This is a genomic window from Pseudoalteromonas sp. T1lg23B (assembly GCF_002964665.1).
GTDB lineage: Bacteria > Pseudomonadota > Gammaproteobacteria > Enterobacterales > Alteromonadaceae > Pseudoalteromonas.
In genome coordinates this window covers 505,892-528,417 of record NZ_PQBZ01000013.1, presented here as the reverse complement: position 1 = coordinate 528,417, position 22,526 = coordinate 505,892, and the positions used below count along the sequence as shown (strand labels likewise).

Sequence of the window (22,526 nt, the reverse complement as noted above, 5' to 3'; positions counted from 1 at the left end):
ATTATCTTCCTACATGGACGCCGCAGTGCGCTTGCGTAACACCAACAATACTAAGAAAAACACACTCCCGATGGCTGCGGTGATCACGCCAACAGGCAACTCTTGGTTTTCAAGTACAGTGCGCGCGACAATATCGACCCATAACATGAATAACCCACCACTGAGCGCCGTGAGCAACAAACCTGTTGTAGTTGCTTGGGACAAAAAAAACCGCACAATATGTGGGATCATTAAACCGACAAACCCAACACCACCACACATCGCCACCAGTACAGCTGTCAGTAACGAACTCAGTAGCAACATACCCAAACGCAGCTTAGTCACATTAACTCCTAGAGTCGTGGCACTTTCATCACCCAGTAGCATGGCGTTGAGTGTTCTTCTAAATAGCAACATACAACTTACACTCAACAGAACCACCAAAGCTGGCAGCCACAGAGTTTGCCAATCGGCTCGAGAGAAACTACCTAATGTCCAAAACACAATGGCAGTCACCGCTTGTGGGTCACTCCAATACAATAATAAACTGGTGCACGCACTAAAAAGAAACGACAAAGCAACACCAGCCAGTAGCATAGACTCCACCTGATTATTCAGTTGCGATTTGGCAATTAATAACAAAACCGTCATCGCCAGCAGACTACCTGCAAAGGCAGCACCTGAGAGTACTAAACCAGCTTGCACACCAGTGAGCGCAAATAACATCACCACACCAAATGAAGCACCAGATGACACCCCAAATAAATATGGATCTGCCAAAGGGTTGCGCGTAACAGTTTGTAAAATAAGGCCAGCCATTGCTAAGCCACTTCCCGCAAGAAAAGCTAATAACGCGCGCGGTAAACGCAACTCTAAGAGGACTTTTTGTGCTAGATTTGTCACATCGTAAGAGACCAAAAGTTGCCAAATATCTGATAACTTGATGTCAATTGCTCCTAAGCTCATGGCTGATACAAAACTGAGCAATGTCAGTAATAACAACCCTGATAGCACTAATTTACTCATTGAATGTACCCATAGTGATAGCGAATATGTGGTACGAGTGTCTGCTCGTTATGAGCATTGGGAACCTGAGTAACCTGTGCGCACACACCGAAAACATCACTGAGTAACTCACTGGTGAGTACCTGTAAAGGCGAGCCCTGAGCTTTTAATTCGCCGTCATGCAGTACCAACAAATGATCCGATATGGCCGCTGCCAGATTCAGGTCATGAAAGGATGCCAATACACTTACCCCGAGCGACTTTGCCAATTCCATGATCTGAATTTGATATTTCACATCAAGGTGGCTGGTTGGTTCGTCCATGATCAATAATTGCGGCTGCTGTACCATCGCTCGGGCTATCATTACACGCTGTTTTTCGCCGCCAGAGAGAGAACTGAACATCTGAGTTGATTTATGCGTTAAGCCAACCTTTGCTAGCGCCATCGCTATTTCAGACTTATCTTCATGATTCATTGAAGAAAAAAGGGGCTTATGCGGAGTTAAACCCATAGCAACCACATCAAATACCGCAAGATTAAATTGTTCAGGTACATCTTGTAGCACCACTGCAACTTGCTTGGCGTATTCCTGTCGAGAATAACTCTCTACTGGTGCATCAAGAAACTTGATTTGTCCTCTGGTGGGCTTGATAAAGCGGTAGATGCATCTTAATAGGGATGATTTTCCAGCCCCATTTGGGCCAAGCAAACCAACAAACTGTCCCGCTTTGATATTAAAGCTGACATCTTTGAGGATATAGGATTGATTAATTTGTAATCCAACTTGTTGGACATCCAACATAGTCCGAGTTGCTTGTACTGACTGATTCATGCTTACCTTAAAACACATAATCGCGAGTCGTAAGCACAAACAATAGCGCAGTCACATAATTACATGAATGCTAAAAAGAATAATATTGTATGTGACTCAAAGTACGCCCGCTATGAGTATGTCTGCTGGTCTTGGTATCTGACTTTGGCCACGAGTGTGCCTTCACAGTTGCGGGGACAGTTGAGTATTTGCAACTCATTCCCAAGGTTCACCAACAAAGTTAGCCGACATTATGCTGTCTAGACGTCTAAAATACAACTTTTGGCCAGCCTTTATCCTGTTCATCATAATAAACGCACACTTTGAGTACTTTGCCATACTCAATTTCTAATGCGCTGAACACGGACGAATTACTAATTGGTATCTGCAAAACATGTGCTACCAACTGCTTTATCACACCGGCATGTGTAAACACCACATTGTGTGGGTTTCGGTTACTATCAAGTTGAAAACACCACCATTGCTCAACACGCCTTCTAAACTCGAGCAAGGATTCACCGTTGGGAGGAGAGTACAAATGTGGGGACTGCCAAAACTGACCTAGAGTCGGTTTATGAGTAAGTTGCCATAACGACTCGTAAGGCTGGCCGTCCCAATCACCAAAATCCATTTCTTTGAGTGACGCATCTAGCTCAAATTGATAGCCATGCAATTGAGCATAATGTTGAGCAAATTCTTTGCAACGTTTTAAAGGTGAGCTGAAAACTAATGCACCGCTAGTGACTGATTCGACCGCTTGGCTAAGCTGTTGCCAGCCAAGTTTACTTAACGCAACATTACTGTGTCCGAGCATATGTCCGGTGACTTGTGGCTGCCCATGACGAATAAAGTACCAAGTTTGTTGCATATGCTCACCTGTCTCTACTGCACCTAGTTATGGTGATCAAAAATGCGAGCCTCAGCTCGCATTTTACATAAAACCAAACACTTACAAAATTTGATTATCTTTCCAAGCTTGCTCTTTTGCCAAGCGCTTTTTGCGCCTATCGCAAGGGTCATCACAATCGCAGGCTTTTTCAACACCTACCGCACCTAACCCACCACAGCTGCTAGCCATTGATTTCTTTTGTACTATTACGCCGACAGCCATCGCTGTAACAATCAAAATAAGTAAACCAAAGGTAAGTAAAAACAGTGACATGGTACTGGCCTCTAAAAGATAAAAGTTGGCCCACATTTGTTGAGCCGATAACGGTCTAAGACTTACCTATTATAACTCGCTTATTCCCTACTCACAAATAAGGTTTAAACGCTTCGCTGGCATAGGTAACAAGACCTTGTTCTGATTTGCTTATCAAGTACACTGCTAACTGATGCTGCTCTGCATATGCTTTCGCTCGTTCAGTTCCCATAACGGTCAGAGCTGTAGCAAGGCCATCTGCTGTCATTGCTGATGGGTGTAATACGGTGACCGACACTAACTCATGTTTAACTGGCATACCCGTTGCTGGGTCAATCAAATGCGTAAAAGTTTCACCATCCATTTCATAAAAAATACGATAGTCACCAGAGGTCGCAATACCGGTATTCCTCAATTTAAGCTCTCGGTGTACTTGCCTTTGGCCCATAGGTGCATCCGGTTGCTCTATGGCGATGATCCAAGGCTTGTCGTTTGGTTTACTTCCTGAAACACGCAGCTCTCCGCCAATTTCCACCATATAATTGTGAATACCTAATTGTTCCAACAAAGCTGCGACCTTATCGATGCCAAAACCTTTAGCCGTCGCGGAAAATGACACTTCTAGGCCACGAATTGTTTTCGCCAACCCCTGCTCACTAAGAAGCAGCTTATCTACACCAATACGGCTACGCATATCATCTAGCTGCGCTTGGCTCGGGCGCTTCGTTGGTCGTTTATCAGGACCAAACCCCCATAGGTCAATGAGTGGCCCCATAGTTACATCTAATGTTTCAGTTGATTTTCCTAGGCGAATCGATTCTGCTATCACTGTGCGAAAATCTTCGCTAATCGCCATGAACTCGCCTGCTGCAAGTGCATTGAACTGGTTAATTTCTGAGCCTTCAACCCATGGAGACATTGACTGATTTACCGCAATCAGCGCGTCATCTATTTGTTCTTTTAGCTGTACTTGATTGAGTTCAAGCGTATCAGGGAAAACCTTAATATTGTAGGTAGTGCCCATTGTTTTACCATTTATCACCATTGCCTGTGGGGCATGCGTTGTACTGTTGTCACACCCACTTAGGACAAGGGTCAGAAAAATAATAATGGGTAAAAAAATACGTGCCATCTTCCTTCCTATCGTTCATCAAATTATTCATAAGCGCCATACACGCTCATCCTGCATGCACTGTATTAGCTCATTCATAAACATTAAAAAGCCCCAAGACGAAACGCCTTGGGGCTGATATTTTATCTCAAAACAGTGTTTTGGATCATGCTCTAAAAGCCTAACTAGCCACCGAAGTCATCTAGTAAGATGTTTTCGTCTTCGCACCTAGATCTTTAAGCATGTTGATTACTGCTGCGTTCATCATTGGAGGACCACACATGTAGAACTCACAATCTTCTGGCGCTTCATGATCTTTCAAGTAGTTTTCATAAAGTACGTTATGGATGAAGCCAGTGTAGCCTTCCCAGTTATCTTCTGGTTGCGGATCTGATAACGCTGTATGCCATACGAAGTTGTCGTTCTCAGCAGCTAAGCCGTCGAAGTCTTCAACGTAGAACATTTCACGCTTAGAACGCGCACCGTACCAGAAAGACATCTTACGCTTAGAGTTAAGACGCTTAAGCTGGTCAAAAATGTGCGAACGCATCGGTGCCATACCTGCACCACCACCAACAAATACCATTTCTGCATCGGTGTCTTTAGCGAAGAACTCACCAAACGGACCAGAAATTGTAACCTTGTCACCCTCTTTAAGTGACCAAATGTACGAAGACATTTTACCACATGGTAATGACAGGTTATTAGGCGGCGGAGTCGCAATACGTACGTTTAGCATGATAATGCCGAACTCTTCTGGGTAGTTAGCCATTGAGTATGCACGAATTGTTTCGTCGTCCACTTTAGACTCAAGATTGAAGAAGCCAAAACGCTCCCAATCCGGACGATACTCTTGTGGAATATCGTAGTCTGCATATTTAACGTGGTGTGGTGGCGCTTCAATCTGAATGTAACCACCCGCACGGAACGGTACTGACTCACCATCAGGAATCGCAAGCTTAAGCTCTTTGATGAAAGTCGCTTTGTTATCGTTAGAGATAACTGTACATTCCCACTTTTTAACACCGAAAATTGACTCTTCAAGTTCAATTTCCATGTCGTTCTTCACGTTTACCTGACACGCTAAACGGCAGCCCTCACGAGCCTCACCTTTAGAGATGTGATCAAGCTCAGTTGGTAGAATATCGCCACCACCTGATTTAATGTGTACGCGACACTGACCACATGAGCCACCGCCACCACACGCTGATGATACGAAAATACCTGACTCTGCTAGTGCACCAAGCAACTTAGTACCCGCTGAAGTCGTAATACCCTTTTCAGGATCACCGTTAATTCCAATTGTGATGTCACCGCTTGCCACTAACTTAGATTTAGCTGCAATAATAACTAAAACTAAGATAACAACGATAGCAATGAACATCCCTACGCCTAAATATACCTCAAGCATGATTTTTCCTCGCTACCTTACAGTGAAATACCAGAGAATGACATAAAGCCAAAGCCCATTAAACCAACAGTGATAAAGGTAATACCTAAACCACGAAGGCCATCTGGCACGTCTGCATATTTCATTTTCTCACGGATACCAGCAAGCAATACGATCGCTAATGCCCAACCCACACCAGAACCAATACCAAATACCACTGACTCACCAAAGTTAAGGTTACGCTCAACCATGAATGAAACCGCACCAAAGATTGCACAGTTTACAGTGATAAGTGGTAAGAAGATGCCCAGTGCGTTGTAAAGTGCAGGGAAGAACTTGTCTAATGCCATCTCAAGAATTTGTACCAATGCCGCAATAACACCGATAAAAGTCAAGAAGCGTAAAAAGCTTAAGTCAGCTTCAGCAAACCCTAACCACTCTAGTGCACCTGGTGCTAGTACAGCGTAATACACTAAGTTATTTACTGGCACAGCAACACCTAGTACGAAGATTACTGCCACACCAAGGCCTAGTGATGTAGTTACTTTCTTAGATACCGCGAGGAATGTACACATACCCAAGAAGAAAGATAAAGCTAAGTTTTCAACAAAAACCGCTTTAACGAATAAACTAATATATTGTTCCATCTCTCTCCCCTTATGCCTTCGCTTCTACTTGATCTTTCTTGTATGTGCGAAGTATCCAAATAAAGATACCTACCAAGAAGAACGAGCTGAATGGCATAATCAGTAGACCCATTGGGCGATACCAGCCACCGTCAGAAACTAGTGGTAAGATTTCAACACCAAATAAAGTACCTGAGCCAAATAGTTCACGCACGAAACCAACCGTTAGTAGTACCACTGAGTAACCTAAACCGTTACCAATACCATCTAAGAATGACATCGCAGGTGGAGACTTCATCGCATAAGCTTCAGCTCGACCCATTACGATACAGTTGGTAATGATCAAACCGATGAAGGTCGAAAGCTCTTTCGCTGTTGAGTAAACAACCGCTTGCAATACCTGATCAACAACGATTACCAAAGAGGCAATGATGGTCATCTGCACAATGATACGTACACTCGAAGGAATGTGGTTACGCATCATAGAGATGAATAAGCTTGAAAATGCCGTTACTAATGTCAAAGCAATTGACATGATTAAAGCATTTTTAAGGCTTGATGTTACCGCCAATGCAGAACAAATACCTAATACCTGAAGGGCAATTGGGTTGTTTGCAAAGACAGGGCCAAACAAGACTTCTTTCATTTCTTTAGTGTTAGCCATTAGTTCAATGCTCCTTTACGTACTTTCGCAAGGAATGGACCAAAGCCTTTGTTGCTAGTCCAAAAATCAATCGTGTTATCCACACCGTTTGACGTCAAAGTAGCGCCAGACAAGCCGTCAATCTTATGCTCGTTGTCGCCTGCCGTACCTTTAACGATATCAACCGGAAGCTGCTTACCATTCCACGTTGCTGTCCACTTAGGGTTTTGGATTTCGCCACCTAGACCCGCAGTCTCATTGTGCTTGTAGAACTGAATCGCTTTGATTGTTTGACCATCATCATCCAGCGCTAAGAAGCCAAACATGACGCCCCAAAGACCGTAACCTTGAATTGGCAATATAACCGTAGACACCTGACCACTTTCATCTTTTGCAAGATAAACTGGTGAATTATGGGTCATACGTTGAATGCCCGCTAAGTCATCTTCTTTAGGAATAGCAAAGCTACGATCTGCATCATATTTAGTGCTTTCGAAATCAAATGAACTATGATCTACATCTACATATTCACCAGTTTTCATATCGATAACACGAGGTTCGATATTTGCCTTAAATGTTGCTTCAACATCTTCGACATTTTTAAAGCCAGCAGCCGCAAGGATATTGCGTTGAACGTCTTTAATTTTGTTAGCCTGTTGCAGTGGACGTAACTGTACTGATGCAACAGATACTACGATCGCACATACCAAACACAGGCCAACAACAACGCCTAACGTTTTGCCAATAGATTCATTGTTACTAGACACGTGCTAATCTCCTCTTAACATTAGACTGCACAACAAAGTGGTCGAATAGTGGAGCAAACAAGTTAGCGAATAGAATTGCTAACATCATGCCTTCTGGGTATGCCGGGTTAACCACACGGATCAACACTACCATCACACCGATTAGTGCACCGTATGCAAACTTACCTTTATTAGTGAAAGACGCAGAAACCGGGTCAGTCGCCATAAAGAACATACCAAATGCAAAACCACCTAATACCAAATGCCAGTACCAAGGCATAGCAAACGCAGAGTTAGTGTCTGAACCTAAAGCGTTGAACAAGCTTGCCATCGCAACCATACCTAGGAATACACCCAGCACGATACGCCATGAAGCAATACGAACATACATAAGGAAGAAGCCACCAATCATCAGTGCTAACGTAGAAGTTTCACCCATTGAACCTTGAATGAAACCGTAAAACGCATCCCACCAAAGAACCATGTTATTGAAATCTAAAGCGCCTTGAGCAGCCTGACCTAGGTATGTTGCACCAGAGAATGAGTCAACTGCCGTCCATACTGTGTCACCAGAAATATTTGCAGGATAAGCAAAGAATAGGAACGCACGGCCAGCAAGTGCAGGGTTTAAGAAGTTACGACCTGTACCGCCAAATACTTCTTTTGCAACGACAACACCAAAGGTAATACCAAGAGCGGCTTGCCAAAGAGGGATTGTTGCAGGAAGAATCAAAGAGAATAGTACCGATGTTACGAAGAAACCTTCATTTACTTCGTGCTTACGGATTGATGCAAATAATACTTCCCAAAAACCACCAACAGCAAAAACTGTGGCATAGATAGGCAAGTAGAAACATGCACCGTAGAACATTTTCGCGCCCCAACCAGCTTGTGCGGTTAACTCACCACCCAGTGCTTGGAAAATCGCTACCTGCCATGTGTTCGCAAGTTCAAAACCATTGCCAAGTGCAATTGCAGCTTGATGACCAATGTTGAACATACCAAAGAACATTGCAGGGAATGTTGCCATCCACACTAAAATCATAATACGTTTTAGGTCGATGTTGTCACGTACGTGAGTTGCACCTTTGTTTACATAACCCGGTGTGTAGAAAATGGTAGCGACTGCTTCGTACAACGCATACCACTTCTCGTGTTTACCACCTGGTTCAAAGTGAGGTTCAATGTCTTCTAAAAATTTCTTTAAGGCCATTTTTTAACCTTCCTTCTCGATAGTAGTCAGGCAATCGCGCAGGATTGAACCGTACTCATACTTGCCAGGACATACGAAGGTACACAGTGCTAAATCTTCTTCATCTAGCTCTAATGCGCCCAACGCAATCGCACTATCCAAATCACGTGAAATCAAATCACGTAATAATGGTGTTGGTAAGATATCGAGTGGCATAACACGCTCATAGTTACCGATTGGCACCATTGCACGCTTAGAACCGCCCGTTGAGGTAGTCATTTTAAATAAACGACTTGGTGCTAAGTGTGAAATAAATGTACGTGTTACTGAGAACTTGTCACTACCAGGTGCGATCCAGCCAAAGAGCTCTTTCTCACGACCTTCAAGTAATACAGATACTTGAACATGGTAACGACCTAGGAAAGCATGAGGACCGGTTGCTGTTTTACCAGCTAACACAGAGCCAGAAATGACTCGGTTATCACCGTCTTCAAGCTCGCCGGCTACTAAATCTGTTAGCGACGCACCTAATTGAGTTCTAACTAAACGTGGGTTCTTAACACGAGGACCAGCTAGTGATACCACACGCTCTGCGTAAATTTCGCCAGTTAAGAACAACTGACCAAACGCTATCACGTCTTGATATCCTAAGTGCCATACCTGTTTACTAGCAGATACTGGGTCCAAGTGGTGAATGTGAGTTCCCACTAAGCCTGCTGGATGAACACCTGCAAATTCATGCACTTCTACTTGAGAAAGTGACGAACTTGGCACCTTGCTACCCGCTTGCTTACAAACAAATACTTTGCCGTCAGTTAAACGTGACACTACCGCGAGACCCGCTTCAAATGCTTCCACATTTTCAGCAATAATCACAGCAGGATCAGCAGCTAACGGATTAGTATCGATTGCAGTTACAAAGATAGAACTTGGTGTTGCATCGATTGCAGCTACTTTGCTAAAAGGACGTGCTCTTAGCGCAGGCCATTGACCTGATTCAACAAGCACTTCTTTCACTTTGTCACGCTCTAAGCCACTTAAATCGGTAGCAGAGAATTTGTCAAAAGTGATTTGCTCGTTGCCTTGTACTTCAATCACAACGGATTGCAGTACACGCTTAGCACCACGGTTGATTTCTTTAACTACACCAGCAGCTGGTGCAGTAAACTTGACGCCAGGATTCTTTTTGTCTTCAAAAAGAACTTGGCCTTTCTTGACTTGGTCATCCACACGAACATGCATGGTAGGACGCATACCAATAAACTCTTCGCCAAGCACAGCAACTCGTTTGACGGCAGAACCATCATGAATCACTTGCTGAGGCGCGCCCTCTATGGGTAAGTCCAGACCTTTTTTTATGTTGATCATACGCACTTGCATTACATTAACGGAAAGAAATTGAAAAATCTTTAGTTACCACGGCGCTTGTTGCCTCATATCAAGTCTGTATCAAAGAGCCACTTGAACAAGTATTGAACAAGCATCGTAGTTGTATTCTCATATATTTCTGTGATTTTAACATTAATCACTCAAACTATGCGAGTGGAATTGCAAAATTAATATGCCTTTCATCGGCTTTGCTGCGAGCATTGAGAGCAGTATAGACTAAAGTAGCACAATAGAAAGTTTGCCACCCTGCGTGTATTAAAATTAGTCAGCTAAAACTATTCACCGACTATTTGCTATGAGATCAGAATAAAAAGTAACCTGTGGCAAGAAAATGATTACAATAAAAAACGGCTAAGCAACCAACAAATTTTTTTGGTCAGCTTAGCCGTTTTAACTAAAGTAATAAAACGTCTAGTAGTTTAGTTGTTAAATTAAATTGTTGATTGCAACGTCAGGATTAACGTCTTGCTCGTAATCAATTTCATCGATACCAAAACCGAACAAGCGTAAGAACTCATTGTGATAACCTACGTAATCAGTCAATTCATCAATAGTGTCAGTGGCGACTGTATCCCAAATGTGTTGAACTCGCGCCTGCACGTCATCTTCTAGCTCTTTGTAGTTTTGGAACAGGTGACCACCGTCATCAAAGCGAGGCGTTTCACCATATAAGTTTTCACGGAACAACGCATCGATCTGCTCGATAGTTCCTTCATAAGTACCGTCTGCTTTCATCACTTTGAATAGTGCAGAGATGTACAAAGGCATAATCGGAATTGCCGAGCTTGCTTGGGTTACAACTGCGTTTAAAGATGACACATATGCCTCACCGTTTAGTGCTGTGGTCGACTCTTTGATTGCCGCAGTCGCTCGATCTAAATCTTCTTTTGCTTTACCTATCGTCGCATGACCATAGATAGGCCAAGTAAGCTCTTTACCAATGTAGGTGTAAGCAGTTGTTTTAAAGTTATCAGCTAATACATCGGCGTCTTTTAGCGCTTCAATCCATAGCTCCCAATCTTCACCACCCATTACCTTAACAGTGTTGGCTATTTCATCTTCGTTTGCCGCCTCAACTGTCACTTCATCAATTTCGCGCTTAGAAGTGTTTAGGTTTTTAGTGGTGATGTCACCACCGATTGGCTTAAGCGTTGAAGAATATACTTCGCCTGTTTTAGGGTCAGTACGACGAGGCGAGGCCAAGCTATAAATGATAAGATCTACTTTGCCCATTTCAGCTTTGATGGTTTCAACGGCCTTTGCTTTGATCTCATCTGAAAAAGCATCACCATTAATATTTTTAGACCATAACCCTGCTTCATCAGCCGCTTGCTGGAAAGCCGCAGTATTGTACCAACCTGCCGAAGCTGTTTTACGCTCAGAGCCTTCTTTTTCAAAAAAGATGCCTAACGTTTTAGCACCAGCACCGAACGCAGCAGTGATACGCGAAGCTAGGCCGTAACCTGTTGATGCGCCAATCACTAATACATTTTTAGGGCCATTAGCAACTTGGCCTTGTGCTTTAACGTAAGCAATTTGCTCTTTTACATGCGCAGCACAGCCTTGAGGGTGTGCATTGGTACAAATAAAACCACGAATTTTCGGTTTAACGACCATAATCAATCCTATAATTTTTCAAAAACTGTCATAGTTTAATGGTTGATCAGACAAATACAGGTCTGATCAGCTAGTTATCTAACTTAGAACCACCTAAACAACTCGGTGAATCAGGTATTTGACCTGCTTTTTCACTATATTCTTCAGGCGTGTATGCATGAATAGACAAAGCATGGATATGATTCGCCAACTCCTGCTGTAAAACTTCATTCACTTTGCGATGGCGCTGTAGCAATCGTTTACCAACAAACTCCTCACTCACCACCACAACTTTAAAATGGGAGTCTTCACCACGGCTATGCATGTGACTTTCGTTTACAACATTGAGGTGTTTACAGCTAATTGCCGCCGCCAATTTATCGTAGATTTGCGCTTGCATCGACATGCTAACCCCTTAATTCGAATTTATTTACGGCCGATACTATACGCTTTTGTTGACGCTTGACCAACCGTTCTGAACGTTAAATTGATTCTCCCACCCGATACTCTCGCTTGAGCTGGAAGCGCATGTTGATATAGCTGCTGACTGTCACCATGCATCACCAGCGCACTGCCACTTTGTAGTAACACTTGGTACTGATGCCCCGTTACCTTATGCTTTATCTTAAACTTACGCGCTGCGCCAAGTGAGATAGACACAATACATGGCTCGTTACCAAGTTCGGCTTCATCATCACTATGCCAGCCCATTTTATCTTGACCATCTCGATACCAATTAGCCAATAAGGCATTGAACTCATAACCATAAACTCGCTGCAAGCGACGTCGCATCGCCAGCAGCGACGCAGGCCAAGGGGTGTTGTCTAATACTTGCTTTGAATAGCTATAGCGCACATCATCGTCAGCAATAAAGCATTGCTTGCGGGGAATTGTGTGATACTTTCCAAAAACCTGAATGCTTGGCTGCTGCCACGCTAGCTGCTCACAAAGATAATCATACAAGGCGATGCTTTTTTCTAAGCTGATCACGCCTGGGTGATAATCAAAACCCGACGGCAACAGCTGTTCAGGCTGAGACGATGTCATGATACTATTGTCCTATTCGATATATGTTTCTTTAAATTATGACAACTGATGCGTTATTAGGTGGCCAACCCCTAACCCTACACCGTTTTCCTTTAGAACAAAAAAACCGAAGTCTGCAAGCATGGGATGCGGCCGACGAATACCTCATCGATTATGTACTTGAGCATCATAACCAAGCACAGCGTATTTTGGTACTCAATGACAGTTTTGGCGCTTTAACATGTGCTTTAAAGGCAATCGATTCGCAGCGGCAGATTGTCAACGCCAGCGATTCTTTCATCGCTCATCAAGCCTGCCAATATAATCTGCTTGAGAACCACATAGAAAGTGATGAGATCCGTTATTTGGATAGCCTAAATGCACTACCGTGTGACATAGATTTAGTGTTACTAAAAATCCCAAAAAATGCAGGCTTTTTGGCTCATCAGTTATCTTTACTCAGCCATTTACCCGCAAACATCAAAGTCATTGCAGCAGGCAAAGCAAAAGAAATTCACACTTCTACTTTGAAAAGCTTTAGTCACTTTTTAAGTGAGCCAACAACCAGTTTAGCTGTAAAAAAATCACGGCTGATTTTCAGCGAAACAACGGCAAAACCGGTGATGAGTAAGTTCCCCGTGTCTTGGCCACTGGAAAAAACTGAATTTATTTTAAGCAACCATGCTAACGTGTTTTCTCGAGACTCTTTGGATATCGGTGCCCGATTCTTTATGAATTATCTGCCTCAAGGTAAAAAGCCGCTCAAAGTAATCGATTTAGGCTGTGGCAATGGCGTAATAGGCTTAGTTACCTTACATAATATGCCAAATGCCCAGCTTACTTTTATAGATGAATCAGCCATGGCGGTTGCCAGTGCAAAAGACAATGTCGCCAAAAATGTACCTGATGCATTAAGCCGCTGTCAGTTTATCCAAAACGACTGCCTCAGCGATTTCACCTCAGGTTCAGCTGACTTGGTGTTATGTAATCCCCCATTTCACCAAGCACAAGCAATCACAGACCATATTGCTTGGCAGATGTTTGTACAGGCCAAACACGTCTTGAAAAAAGGTGGCGAGTTGCGAATTATTGGCAATCGTCACCTTGACTATCAAGACAAACTCAATCGACTGTTTGGCAATTGTAAAATCATTGGAAACAATAAAAAGTTTACCGTGCTTAGTACAATAAAAAGAGGTTAATAAATGAAGCTACTTTTTGCTATTTCACTGCTTTTTTTAGCCAGTTGCGCTAGTTCACCTAAGACGGTGATACTAAACCCTAGCTATTCATCTGGCGCGATAAGTAATATTCAGGCTCCCGTCCAAGTGACTGTCGCAGATAACAGAATTAGTAATTTCACTATACGCGTTGTGGATCAAGAGCCCGCTCTTTATCTGCCTGACGCCAATATTCCTACCATTGTTGAAGAAACTTTCAAACAAGCATTGCAAGTCAACGGGGCTACAGTTTCAGCTATCGCAAATAACAAACTGGTGTTACACATTACTGAGTTTTCAAGTCTCATCACCGAGTCTCTTAGCAAACACCATAGTGTCGCCAATGCTCGATTTTCAGTTGAAGTTGTTCAAGGAAACAGACGCTTTGAAAAAAGCTACAGCGCCAAATCCGAACTCAACGGACCGTTGAGACACGATCAGGCAAAAATCGAATCTCAACTCAATGACTTGACTGAAATGCTCATCACTCGCATTGTATCAGACCAAGAACTCATTCATTTCTTACAGGGATCATAATGAAAAATATCATCATTTTTTTATCATGCTTATTGTTTTCATTAACAAGCGTCGCGATGAACAAAGAAGGTAGCTTTGTTCAAAAAGACAATTTATTTCCTCGAGTCAAAATGTCAACAAGCTTAGGTGACATTGTGATCGAGCTTGACCGTTCACGCGCGCCCATTACCGTAAACAACTTTTTGACCTACGTGATCAATGGCGACTACAAAGGTTCAGTCTTTCATCGTGTAGAACGTGATGAAGCGAACGAAACCGACTTTGTGATCCAAGGGGGTGGTTACGACAAAGAATACGATGGCATGTTTGAACGTCCTCCCATTTTTAATGAAAGTGGCAACGGTTTGAAAAATGACATGTACTCAGTAGCTATGGCATATCAGGATAATAAACCACACTCAGGCACCCGTCAGTTCTTCTTCAATATGAATGATAATGACCATCTCAATCCAGGCCGAGATTGGGGCTTCGCTGTATTTGGCAGCGTTGTAGAAGGCTATGAAACACTTGATAAAATTATGCAAGTAGAGACAGGTTACAATAGTAAGCTTGGCTACACCTTCATTCCTAAAACTCCCGTTATTATCTTTGACGTCAGCGTATTAGAAGCGAAGCCTCTTTAATTCAGCAAGGAAGTATATGATCCTCAAGGCCAGTTTACGAGAGTACCTAAGCTACTATAAAGACAAACGCTTAGTGACCATTTTTATGTTGGGGATCAGCAGCGGCTTCCCATGGGTATTAATTGGCTCGGTGATGTCAGCCTGGTTAAAAGACGAAGGACTCAGCCGCAGTATGATAGGGTTGTTTGGTCTTGTCTTTGCCGCCTATACCGTTAATTTCTTATGGTCACCACTGTTAGACCGGATCAAATTACCGATTTTAGAGCGTTTACTTGGGCAGCGACGTAGTTGGATTTTACTTTGTCAGTGTATCACCGCAGCCGCCGCGCTTGCTATGTCAACAGTGGTGCTAAAAGAGCAATTGTTCTTGGCAGCGCTTCTTTGCTTTATCATTGCACTAGCATCCGCTACCCATGATATCGCCATTGACGCGTTTCGTATTGATTCACTCCCAGAGGAAGAAAGTGAAAAAGCAACCGCAGCGGCAGCGATGGCAACATCTGGATGGTGGACAGGCTATGCATTGCTTGGTGCCATGCCATTCTTTCTCGCCGACTTGCCCAGCTTTGACTGGCCACATATTTACATATTTCTGGCCTCAATCATGTTAGCGTTGGTCATTGTGACCTTATTGGCAAAAGAGCCAGAATCTAACCGTGATGTCGTACAAGCACAATTAGAACAAGCCTATCAGGATAAGTTAATTGAGCTTGCTCCAGGCAAACTCAGCCAGCTCACAGCTTGGTTAGCGGTTACATTGATTGAGCCATTCAAGAGCTTTTTTCGAAAAAATGGCGTTAAGACCGCTATTGCCCTGTTAGCATTTGTGTTTTTGTTCAAAATTGGAGAGTCGTTTTTAGCGCGTATGTCGATTGTCTTCTACAAAGAAATCGGCTTTAGTAACAGTCAAATAGCGCAATACTCTAAACTTGGCTCAGGTGTGATTACCATCATATTTGCCTTTTTGGGCAGTATTTTTAATCACCGCTATGGGATCGTGAAGGGCTTGTTTGTCAGCGGTGTCGCTATGGCTGCATCAAACTTGATGTTCTCTTGGATAGCTATCGCAGGTCCTAAAGAGCATTTATATGCTTTGGCAATTGTTGTTGACGGATTCACTCAAGCCTGGTCGTTAGTAGCCATGGTTGCTTTCATTTCTATGCTCTGTGATAGAGCATTTAGCGCGACCCATTATGCGCTTTTAGCATCGTTAAGTAGTTTAGGCAGAACCGTGCTTTCAAGTTACAGTGGCGTAGTTATTGACGACTGGTTAGCTGGAAACTGGGCCTTATTTTTCGCGTTAACTGCGTTGATGGTAACGCCATCACTGGCATTTTTGTTCTTTATACGACACAAACTATACGCAATTGAAGCGTCATATCACTCTCGGGTAAATACCAAACAGGAAGGGTAAACAGAATCGGAATGAGATGAGATTTAGCGGAAAAGATTGAGGTGCAAATCCCTGCACCTATCAAAATGAACTGTTACTGCTCATCTTTTAATAAATGAAGACCTTCATATGGGTCTACTTCTAATGCTTCACAGTAACGTAAAAATTCAATCACATCCAAGCGACGTTCTTGATTTTCAATTTTACCGATGAACGAATGTGGCGTTCCCAATACTTGAGCAAGGCTGCGCATTGTGTGGCCTTTCTCATGACGCTTTGACTTAAGCCATTTAGTTAGCTTTCCGTTCTCTTCAGAAGAAACCGTTTTTCCCATCATATTAAACATCTCCTACTAGATGATATTAATAAAATCTCGAACGAAATATGCCCGTCTCGTTCGATCTGTTGTATTGTATACCATAATGAACGCCAAGTATTCACTCTTTGTTCCTATGTACCAAATTAGGTATAGACTATAATTCTTTTAACACCTAATTAAAACTTCCGTTATGAAAAACTTTTTGCTTAGGCGTTTAGACACCTTAACTTTAACAAAAATTTTATAAAATGTACCACTTTTAATAATAAAATATTTTTCTTTAAAAAATATATAGTTACGTCTAATATTAACACATTAACTATAATGTAGGCTGAATATAAATGATCAGATTGCTGTTTTTGTTACCAATTTTACTGTGTATAGCGTGGTATTGCTTTTTACGCACTAATGGTGTGCCAATAAAGAAGGGAAAGCGCGGATTTATGTATATTTTAGGATTTAGTACCTTTGTATTAGGTTTTTTTGTATTAATGATTCAAGTCACAAAAAATACATAAAAAAAGCCACTACATGAGTGGCTTTTTAATCGAATAAAATTTAAACACTGAAGCTTGCACCGCAACCACATGTTGTCGTGGCATTTGGGTTATTTACAAAGAAGCGAGCACCTTCCAGGCCTTCTGTGTAGTCAACAACACCATCGATCAGATATTGAATACTCATAGGGTCAACCACCATGGTCACACCATTTTTTTCAATTTCCAGATCACCTGGGTTGGTTTTTTCATCAAATGTAAAACCATACTGAAAACCAGAGCAGCCACCGCCGGTCACATAAACACGTAACTTAAGGTTTGAATTTTCTTCTTCCTCAATCAACTCTTTTACTCTGTTCGCTGCTGCGTCACTAAATTGAATAGGTAACTGTTCAGACATATCCGCTCGACCTTTATACATTCTATGGGTGCAATTATCTAATACCCGAGTATTTTAATCAAGTATAGTTATTTCTTAAAAAAACTAGATCAAATGCGCTTAAGTATGGAACTTTATATGCGATGTACTGGGACGGTATGACATTTTTTTGTTAGACTTAAGTCCTTATTATGACTTGGAATTCGAACATGTCGCTGGATACTCTTAGGCGTCGTCTTGCTAAACCTAAAACTTCCGTGCAGTTGTGCTTGCTTGGTGTGGCCGCAGGGCTATTGGCAGCGATTCTGATCATTGGGTTTCGTTTGACCATCACAAGCGTACAAGGGTTATTTCTAGAGACAGCTGAAGATTTTTCAACGCTTGCAGAGCACCAGCGTGTTATTCTTCCTGTGCTTGCCGCGTTAATGATAGCGGTGTTTGCAGACCTAACTGGTTTCAAGCACTACCGTTTAGGTATCCCATTTGTCATTCATAGGATTAAGCACCACTACGGTCAAATGCCTATTTGGAACACCGCAAATCAGTTTTTTGGTGGCGCTGTTGCCTTGATCTGTGGTTTTTCAGTAGGTCGAGAAGGTCCTTCTGTCCATATGGGAGCCACGGGCGCGAGTATTTTAGCTGAGCGTCTTCACCTACCTCTCAACTCAGCCAGAACACTTGCAGGGTGTGGTGTTGCTGCAGGTATTGCCGCTTCTTTTAATACCCCACTCGCTGCGGTTATTTTTGTTATGGAAGTCGTGTTACGTGAATACAAAGTCCATATTTTTGTGCCCATCATGCTGGCCGCAGTCACAGGGGCGCTAGCAACGCAGTTTGTTTTTGGCAATGACAGTGAGCTGGCGCTAATTAGCATAAATACCTTGAGCTTTTGGCATTATCCATATCTGATTTTGTGCGGTGTGGTCCTTGGTGCGATCGCATTTAGTTTTAATCAAAATTTAATGCTCATTATCAAAACCTTCAATCCTGTTAGCATGTTTCCCCGACTGATGTTAGCGGGTCTCATCGCAGGATTTATCGGCTATCTAGTGCCTGAAGCAATGGGCTCCGGTATGAGTGCCATACGTTTGGCTGTTGAATCACCCGATAATATGCAGCTTTTGACCACGGTCTTAATTGCCAAATTACTCGCAACTCTATTTGCTATCGGACTAGGGATCCCTGGAGGGCTGATAGGCCCTGTTATTGGATTGGGGGTTATAATGGGAACATTAATGTCTTTTTTTGCACAATTCATCTCTCCTGGCGTCGACGTAAGTGGTACTTATGGTGTTTTAGGTATGGCGGGTTTACTAGCGGCAACGCTACACGCACCGCTCGCAGCACTCACTGCTGTAATGGAATTGACCTCCAATCCAAAAATCATCGTGCCTGCTATGTTAGTGATTTCTGCCGCATACATTACCGCGTTACAGGTATTTGGTAACCGTTCTATTTTTTTACAGCAACTCGACTTTCAGGGTCTCCCCTATCAAGTATCACCTGCTAGTGAAGCTCTCCAAAAAGTAGGTATCATGGAAGAAATGGATGAGAACTTTAAATTGCTTTATTCAGATGACAAAGAACAAATCAAAGACACTTTAGCTGCGGTTAATAGCCAAACTCCCCTGATCGTATATGATGAACAAAATGGTTATCGTCTGGCTGAATATGATCTCAGTTTGATGAGTGACCAAAGTATGAGTATTTCTTATATTCCGTTACAGGGGCTCAGTAGCCAGGCTACTTTGTCTGATGCTTTTGATATATTGAAAGATAAACGTAGTGGTGCCGTGTATATCTATAACCAAAAAGATAACAAGCAAATTATGGGATTGCTCCGTTGGGACCAAATTCGTCACATTCTAACTATTCGCAACAGCTTACTTTAACGAGGACGTTATGAGCGCATTACTAATTTATAAAGCTCTACATATATTTTTTATGGTAGCGTGGTTTGCAGGTATTTTTTATGTGCCCCGCCTGTTTGTCTACCATGCTATGACCGAGGAAAAATCCTGTAGCGCTATGTTAAAAATCATGGAACGTCGCTTGCTGTATTTTGTCACGCCCTTTGCTGTGTTCACCCTAGTGTTTGGCGTACTTACCATTATGGAATATGGTCGTGACTGGTTTCGCCACAGCATGTGGCTGCACTACAAACTGGTATTGGTGATCTTACTTTATATATATCATGGCTATTGCTTTAAACTGCTTAGCGATTTTAAACATGATAGAAACCAAAGAAGCGATCGCTTTTATCGTTATTTTAATGAATTTCCAGTCTTGCTTTTATTAGCAATTGTTCTGCTCGCAATACTCAAACCTAATCTATAACTATGCTATGATAGCGCGCCAAATAACCGCGATGTTATGTGCGCGTTATCACGGCTGGGTTGTATGTGACATTCAACCCGTTGTTTATGTGTGATTAGGAACCGCCCCATGTTAAGTTTCCAAGGTGAAAATATACTTTCTGTCAATCAGTTAGACAGAGAAGCGATAGAGCATATCTTTACTGTTGCCAAAAGAATGGAACCTTACGCGAAAAAGCATAAGCGAACTCGCGTACTCGAAGGTGCCATTTTGGCTAATTTGTTCTTTGAGCCAAGCACGCGCACGCGAGTCAGCTTTGGTACTGCATTTAACTTACTTGGTGGAATCGTTCGTGAAACCACTGGGATGCAAAGCTCAGCGCTGGCCAAAGGTGAGTCACTCTACGATACAGCGCGAGTCATTTCAGCTTACGCGGATGCTGTGGCAATGCGCCACCCTGATGCAGGCTCAGTTAGCGAATTCGCCACAGGCTCAGATGTACCAGTTATCAATGGTGGCGATGGCCCTAACGAACACCCAACGCAAGCATTGCTAGATTTGCTGACCATCGAGCGTGAGCTTAGTCGTTTTAACAACGGTATTGATGGCATGCACATCGCTTTGGTAGGCGACCTTAAGTATGGCCGTACTGTGCACTCACTCTCGAAGTTGCTTTGTCATTACAAAGATATTCGCTTCACTATGGTCGCCCCTGATGGTTTGCAAATGCCTGACTATATTTTGGACAGCGTCAGTAATGCTGGCCATAAAATTGAACTGGTGTCGAAAATGGAAGGCAACCTAGCAGCCGATATCGTATATCAAACCCGTATCCAAGAAGAACGCTTTCCTTCGCAAGAAGAAGCCAACAAATATCGCGGTGGTTTTAGAATTAGTCAGGCTATTTACAACGCACACTGTAAACCCAGTTCCGTATTAATGCATCCATTGCCACGTGACAGTCGCCTTGATGCAAATGAGCTGGATAATGATCTGAACAGTAATGATAATCTGGCCATTTTCTGCCAAGTACAAAACGGCGTACTTATTCGTATGGCTCTGTTTGCATTGACCTTAGGGGTCGAAAATCAGGTTGAAAAGTATGAAGCTAATGTACCTTGGTTTAGCCGCAAACGAAACAGTTAACTTATAGGAATAACAATGACGATTAGCCAAGATCTATTCACTCGCGCCCAAGCATCGATTCCTGGTGGCGTAAATTCTCCTGTTCGCGCATTTAACGGCGTTGGTGGTACACCGCTGTTTATCACCAAAGCAGAGGGACCCTATACCTATGATGCTGACAATAACAAATACATAGATTATGTCGGGTCTTGGGGACCGATGATTTTAGGCCACAACCATCCACAAATAAAACAAGCGGTTCTTGCCGCAGTAGAAAATGGCCTAAGTTATGGAGCACCAACCGAAGCCGAAATCTTAATGGCCGAAAAAGTCAAACAACTGGTTCCGTCTATCGAAAAGGTGCGCATGGTTAGTTCGGGTACCGAGGCAACCATGAGTGCAATCCGCCTAGCCCGTGGTTACACCGGTCGTGACAAAATCCTAAAGTTTGAAGGGTGTTATCACGGTCATGCTGACTCTTTACTGGTAAAGGCAGGTTCTGGCGCGCTGACTATGGGTGTACCAAACTCTCCTGGGATCCCTGCTGACTTTGCAAAACATACGCTTACTGTATCATTCAACAACCTAGATGAAGTAAAAGCAATCTTTGCACAATACCAAGATGAAATAGCCTGTATTATTGTAGAACCTGTGGCAGGTAACATGAACTGTATCCCGCCAAAACCTGGGTTTTTAGAAGGGTTACGTTCGGTATGTGATGAACATGGCGCGGTACTTATTTTTGATGAGGTTATGACTGGTTTCCGTGTCGCATTAGGGGGTGCGCAACAGTACTATCAAATCACACCGGATCTTACTTGCCTAGGAAAAGTCATCGGCGGTGGTATGCCAGTTGGCGCATTTGGTGGTAAGCAAGAAATTATGGACTTTATTGCCCCTGTTGGTCCTGTTTATCAGGCAGGTACACTCTCAGGTAATCCAATCGCTATGGCCGCAGGACTTAAAGCCTTGGAGCTACTTTGCGAGCCGGGTCTACATGAGCAGCTTGAAGCCAAAAGTAAAGCACTATGTGAAGGGTTCCAACAAGCCGCAGATGAAGTGGGCGTTGCGCTCACGACTAACTATGCCGGTGGGATGTTCGGCTTTTTCTTCACACAGGCGAGCAGCGTAAGTAGTTATCAACAAGCAACTGAGTGTGATCTGGAGCGGTTCAAGCATTTCTTCCACTTAATGCTTGAAGAAGGCGTTTACCTAGCACCGTCTGCGTTTGAAGCTGGTTTTGTCAGCACCATGCATACACAACAAGACATTGATAATACAATCGCCGCAGCAAAGCGTGCTTTTGCAAAACTATAATTAATGTCTCGTTACGGTCAGCGAGCAAACCGCTGGCCGTAGCAAAAAACATTTCACTCTGTTTGCCCTCTCTTGCACAAACTCAACTAAATTGAACTAACATTAGCTTTTAACAGGTCTTTATTACTCTAAGTGCAATCTAAC

Annotated in this window: 23 protein-coding genes, 1 pseudogene and 1 riboswitch; of the genes and pseudogenes, 8 read left to right on the top strand and 16 right to left on the bottom strand. The window is 43.0% G+C overall.

The window, feature by feature from the left end; all coding sequences use genetic code 11:
- Positions 1–9: 9 nt before the first annotated feature.
- The 14 genes and pseudogenes from C2M32_RS06060 to C2M32_RS05995 all read right to left on the bottom strand — a co-directional run bounded on the left by C2M32_RS06060 (position 10) and on the right by C2M32_RS05995 (position 12,677).
- Positions 10–1,005: a FecCD family ABC transporter permease gene (locus C2M32_RS06060; protein ID WP_105167571.1), complete on the bottom strand. Its 996-nt coding sequence runs from the start codon at positions 1,003–1,005 to the stop codon at positions 10–12.
- The gene (locus C2M32_RS06055) at positions 1,002–1,817 is read right to left on the bottom strand and encodes an ABC transporter ATP-binding protein (protein WP_105167570.1); all 816 of its coding nucleotides are present in this window, start codon (positions 1,815–1,817) and stop codon (positions 1,002–1,004) included. The genes C2M32_RS06060 and C2M32_RS06055 overlap by 4 nt, the downstream gene beginning before the upstream one ends.
- Before the next feature lie 112 nt (positions 1,818–1,929).
- A riboswitch (cobalamin riboswitch) is annotated at positions 1,930–2,055 on the bottom strand.
- A 9-nt stretch (positions 2,056–2,064) separates the two neighbouring features.
- Positions 2,065–2,664 (bottom strand): histidine phosphatase family protein, encoded by a 600-nt coding sequence (locus C2M32_RS06050; RefSeq protein WP_105167569.1) that lies wholly within the window; start codon positions 2,662–2,664, stop codon positions 2,065–2,067.
- An 81-nt stretch (positions 2,665–2,745) separates the two neighbouring features.
- The gene (gene nqrM, locus C2M32_RS06045; RefSeq protein WP_105167665.1) at positions 2,746–2,958 is read right to left on the bottom strand and encodes a (Na+)-NQR maturation NqrM; all 213 of its coding nucleotides are present in this window, start codon (positions 2,956–2,958) and stop codon (positions 2,746–2,748) included.
- Positions 2,959–3,049: 91 nt separating this feature from the next.
- Positions 3,050–4,069 carry an FAD:protein FMN transferase gene (locus tag C2M32_RS06040; protein ID WP_105167568.1) on the bottom strand — a complete coding sequence of 340 codons (1,020 nt, stop codon included), beginning with the start codon at positions 4,067–4,069 and terminating at the stop codon, positions 3,050–3,052.
- A 164-nt stretch (positions 4,070–4,233) separates the two neighbouring features.
- A pseudogene (nqrF, locus tag C2M32_RS06035) lies at positions 4,234–5,459 on the bottom strand (NADH:ubiquinone reductase (Na(+)-transporting) subunit F).
- 17 nt (positions 5,460–5,476) lie between these two features.
- Positions 5,477–6,085 carry an NADH:ubiquinone reductase (Na(+)-transporting) subunit E gene (gene nqrE / locus C2M32_RS06030; protein ID WP_070983820.1) on the bottom strand — a complete coding sequence of 203 codons (609 nt, stop codon included), beginning with the start codon at positions 6,083–6,085 and terminating at the stop codon, positions 5,477–5,479.
- A gap of 10 nt (positions 6,086–6,095) precedes the next feature.
- On the bottom strand, positions 6,096–6,728 hold the full coding sequence (locus tag C2M32_RS06025; RefSeq protein ID WP_070983819.1) for an NADH:ubiquinone reductase (Na(+)-transporting) subunit D: 633 nt from the start codon (positions 6,726–6,728) through the stop codon (positions 6,096–6,098).
- On the bottom strand, positions 6,728–7,474 hold the full coding sequence (locus tag C2M32_RS06020) for a Na(+)-translocating NADH-quinone reductase subunit C (RefSeq protein ID WP_105167567.1): 747 nt from the start codon (positions 7,472–7,474) through the stop codon (positions 6,728–6,730). The genes C2M32_RS06025 and C2M32_RS06020 overlap by 1 nt, the downstream gene beginning before the upstream one ends.
- Positions 7,467–8,666, bottom strand: a complete 1,200-nt coding sequence (locus C2M32_RS06015; protein ID WP_105167566.1) for an NADH:ubiquinone reductase (Na(+)-transporting) subunit B — start codon at positions 8,664–8,666, stop codon at positions 7,467–7,469. The genes C2M32_RS06020 and C2M32_RS06015 overlap by 8 nt, the downstream gene beginning before the upstream one ends.
- Before the next feature lie 3 nt (positions 8,667–8,669).
- A complete protein-coding gene (locus C2M32_RS06010; RefSeq protein ID WP_105167664.1) occupies positions 8,670–10,013 on the bottom strand; it encodes a Na(+)-translocating NADH-quinone reductase subunit A in 1,344 nt (447 codons plus the stop codon).
- A 447-nt stretch (positions 10,014–10,460) separates the two neighbouring features.
- Positions 10,461–11,651 carry an enoyl-ACP reductase FabV gene (gene fabV / locus C2M32_RS06005; RefSeq protein ID WP_105167565.1) on the bottom strand — a complete coding sequence of 397 codons (1,191 nt, stop codon included), beginning with the start codon at positions 11,649–11,651 and terminating at the stop codon, positions 10,461–10,463.
- Positions 11,652–11,721: 70 nt separating this feature from the next.
- Positions 11,722–12,036, bottom strand: coding sequence for a BolA family protein (locus C2M32_RS06000; protein ID WP_105167564.1), 315 nt, complete (start codon positions 12,034–12,036; stop codon positions 11,722–11,724).
- Between the two features lie 20 nt (positions 12,037–12,056).
- Entirely contained in the window at positions 12,057–12,677 is a 621-nt protein-coding gene (locus C2M32_RS05995) for an alpha-ketoglutarate-dependent dioxygenase AlkB family protein (protein WP_105167563.1), read from the bottom strand.
- A gap of 38 nt (positions 12,678–12,715) precedes the next feature.
- Here C2M32_RS05995 and C2M32_RS05990 point away from each other — a divergent pair, with 38 nt between their 5' ends.
- From C2M32_RS05990 to C2M32_RS05975, 4 genes are read left to right on the top strand one after another with little or no spacing between them, the layout of a single operon-like run.
- Entirely contained in the window at positions 12,716–13,858 is a 1,143-nt protein-coding gene (locus C2M32_RS05990; protein WP_105167562.1) for a methyltransferase, read from the top strand.
- Positions 13,859–13,861: 3 nt separating this feature from the next.
- Positions 13,862–14,413, top strand: coding sequence for a YajG family lipoprotein (locus tag C2M32_RS05985; RefSeq protein ID WP_105167561.1), 552 nt, complete (start codon positions 13,862–13,864; stop codon positions 14,411–14,413).
- Positions 14,413–15,036: a peptidylprolyl isomerase gene (locus C2M32_RS05980; protein WP_105167560.1), complete on the top strand. Its 624-nt coding sequence runs from the start codon at positions 14,413–14,415 to the stop codon at positions 15,034–15,036. The genes C2M32_RS05985 and C2M32_RS05980 overlap by 1 nt, the downstream gene beginning before the upstream one ends.
- A gap of 16 nt (positions 15,037–15,052) precedes the next feature.
- The gene (locus tag C2M32_RS05975) at positions 15,053–16,450 is read left to right on the top strand and encodes an AmpG family muropeptide MFS transporter (RefSeq protein ID WP_105167559.1); all 1,398 of its coding nucleotides are present in this window, start codon (positions 15,053–15,055) and stop codon (positions 16,448–16,450) included.
- Positions 16,451–16,523: 73 nt separating this feature from the next.
- Here C2M32_RS05975 and C2M32_RS05970 read toward each other — a convergent pair whose 3' ends face one another.
- Both C2M32_RS05970 and erpA read right to left on the bottom strand, forming a co-directional pair.
- On the bottom strand, positions 16,524–16,766 hold the full coding sequence (locus C2M32_RS05970; RefSeq protein ID WP_070983810.1) for a helix-turn-helix domain-containing protein: 243 nt from the start codon (positions 16,764–16,766) through the stop codon (positions 16,524–16,526).
- A 540-nt stretch (positions 16,767–17,306) separates the two neighbouring features.
- On the bottom strand, positions 17,307–17,645 hold the full coding sequence (gene erpA, locus C2M32_RS05965; protein WP_070989783.1) for an iron-sulfur cluster insertion protein ErpA: 339 nt from the start codon (positions 17,643–17,645) through the stop codon (positions 17,307–17,309).
- A gap of 188 nt (positions 17,646–17,833) precedes the next feature.
- Here erpA and C2M32_RS05960 point away from each other — a divergent pair, with 188 nt between their 5' ends.
- From C2M32_RS05960 to hemL, 4 genes are all read left to right on the top strand, one after another.
- Positions 17,834–19,516: a chloride channel protein gene (locus tag C2M32_RS05960; RefSeq protein ID WP_105167558.1), complete on the top strand. Its 1,683-nt coding sequence runs from the start codon at positions 17,834–17,836 to the stop codon at positions 19,514–19,516.
- 10 nt (positions 19,517–19,526) lie between these two features.
- Positions 19,527–19,961, top strand: coding sequence for a CopD family protein (locus C2M32_RS05955; protein ID WP_105167557.1), 435 nt, complete (start codon positions 19,527–19,529; stop codon positions 19,959–19,961).
- 108 nt (positions 19,962–20,069) lie between these two features.
- Complete coding sequence (locus C2M32_RS05950; protein ID WP_105167556.1) at positions 20,070–21,086, top strand: aspartate carbamoyltransferase; 1,017 nt, start codon at positions 20,070–20,072, stop codon at positions 21,084–21,086.
- A gap of 15 nt (positions 21,087–21,101) precedes the next feature.
- On the top strand, positions 21,102–22,382 hold the full coding sequence (hemL, locus tag C2M32_RS05945; RefSeq protein WP_105167555.1) for a glutamate-1-semialdehyde 2,1-aminomutase: 1,281 nt from the start codon (positions 21,102–21,104) through the stop codon (positions 22,380–22,382).
- Positions 22,383–22,526: the final 144 nt, after the last annotated feature.

Excerpts from the sequence above, each read along its gene's own strand:
- C2M32_RS06060 (WP_105167571.1), bottom strand. The coding sequence starts at position 1,005 with ATGAGTAAATTAGTGCTATCAGGGTTGTTATTACTGACATTGCTCAGT.
- C2M32_RS06055 (WP_105167570.1), bottom strand. The coding sequence starts at position 1,817 with ATGAATCAGTCAGTACAAGCAACTCGGACTATGTTGGATGTCCAACAA.
- C2M32_RS06050 (WP_105167569.1), bottom strand. The coding sequence starts at position 2,664 with ATGCAACAAACTTGGTACTTTATTCGTCATGGGCAGCCACAAGTCACC.
- nqrM (WP_105167665.1), bottom strand. The coding sequence starts at position 2,958 with ATGTCACTGTTTTTACTTACCTTTGGTTTACTTATTTTGATTGTTACA.
- C2M32_RS06040 (WP_105167568.1), bottom strand. The coding sequence starts at position 4,069 with ATGGCACGTATTTTTTTACCCATTATTATTTTTCTGACCCTTGTCCTA.
- nqrE (WP_070983820.1), bottom strand. The coding sequence starts at position 6,085 with ATGGAACAATATATTAGTTTATTCGTTAAAGCGGTTTTTGTTGAAAAC.
- C2M32_RS06025 (WP_070983819.1), bottom strand. The coding sequence starts at position 6,728 with ATGGCTAACACTAAAGAAATGAAAGAAGTCTTGTTTGGCCCTGTCTTT.
- C2M32_RS06015 (WP_105167566.1), bottom strand. The coding sequence starts at position 8,666 with ATGGCCTTAAAGAAATTTTTAGAAGACATTGAACCTCACTTTGAACCA.
- C2M32_RS06010 (WP_105167664.1), bottom strand. The coding sequence starts at position 10,013 with ATGATCAACATAAAAAAAGGTCTGGACTTACCCATAGAGGGCGCGCCT.
- fabV (WP_105167565.1), bottom strand. The coding sequence starts at position 11,651 with ATGGTCGTTAAACCGAAAATTCGTGGTTTTATTTGTACCAATGCACAC.
- C2M32_RS06000 (WP_105167564.1), bottom strand. The coding sequence starts at position 12,036 with ATGTCGATGCAAGCGCAAATCTACGATAAATTGGCGGCGGCAATTAGC.
- C2M32_RS05995 (WP_105167563.1), bottom strand. The coding sequence starts at position 12,677 with ATGACATCGTCTCAGCCTGAACAGCTGTTGCCGTCGGGTTTTGATTAT.
- C2M32_RS05990 (WP_105167562.1), top strand. The coding sequence starts at position 12,716 with ATGACAACTGATGCGTTATTAGGTGGCCAACCCCTAACCCTACACCGT.
- C2M32_RS05985 (WP_105167561.1), top strand. The coding sequence starts at position 13,862 with ATGAAGCTACTTTTTGCTATTTCACTGCTTTTTTTAGCCAGTTGCGCT.
- C2M32_RS05980 (WP_105167560.1), top strand. The coding sequence starts at position 14,413 with ATGAAAAATATCATCATTTTTTTATCATGCTTATTGTTTTCATTAACA.
- C2M32_RS05975 (WP_105167559.1), top strand. The coding sequence starts at position 15,053 with ATGATCCTCAAGGCCAGTTTACGAGAGTACCTAAGCTACTATAAAGAC.
- C2M32_RS05970 (WP_070983810.1), bottom strand. The coding sequence starts at position 16,766 with ATGATGGGAAAAACGGTTTCTTCTGAAGAGAACGGAAAGCTAACTAAA.
- erpA (WP_070989783.1), bottom strand. The coding sequence starts at position 17,645 with ATGTCTGAACAGTTACCTATTCAATTTAGTGACGCAGCAGCGAACAGA.
- C2M32_RS05960 (WP_105167558.1), top strand. The coding sequence starts at position 17,834 with ATGTCGCTGGATACTCTTAGGCGTCGTCTTGCTAAACCTAAAACTTCC.
- C2M32_RS05955 (WP_105167557.1), top strand. The coding sequence starts at position 19,527 with ATGAGCGCATTACTAATTTATAAAGCTCTACATATATTTTTTATGGTA.
- C2M32_RS05950 (WP_105167556.1), top strand. The coding sequence starts at position 20,070 with ATGTTAAGTTTCCAAGGTGAAAATATACTTTCTGTCAATCAGTTAGAC.
- hemL (WP_105167555.1), top strand. The coding sequence starts at position 21,102 with ATGACGATTAGCCAAGATCTATTCACTCGCGCCCAAGCATCGATTCCT.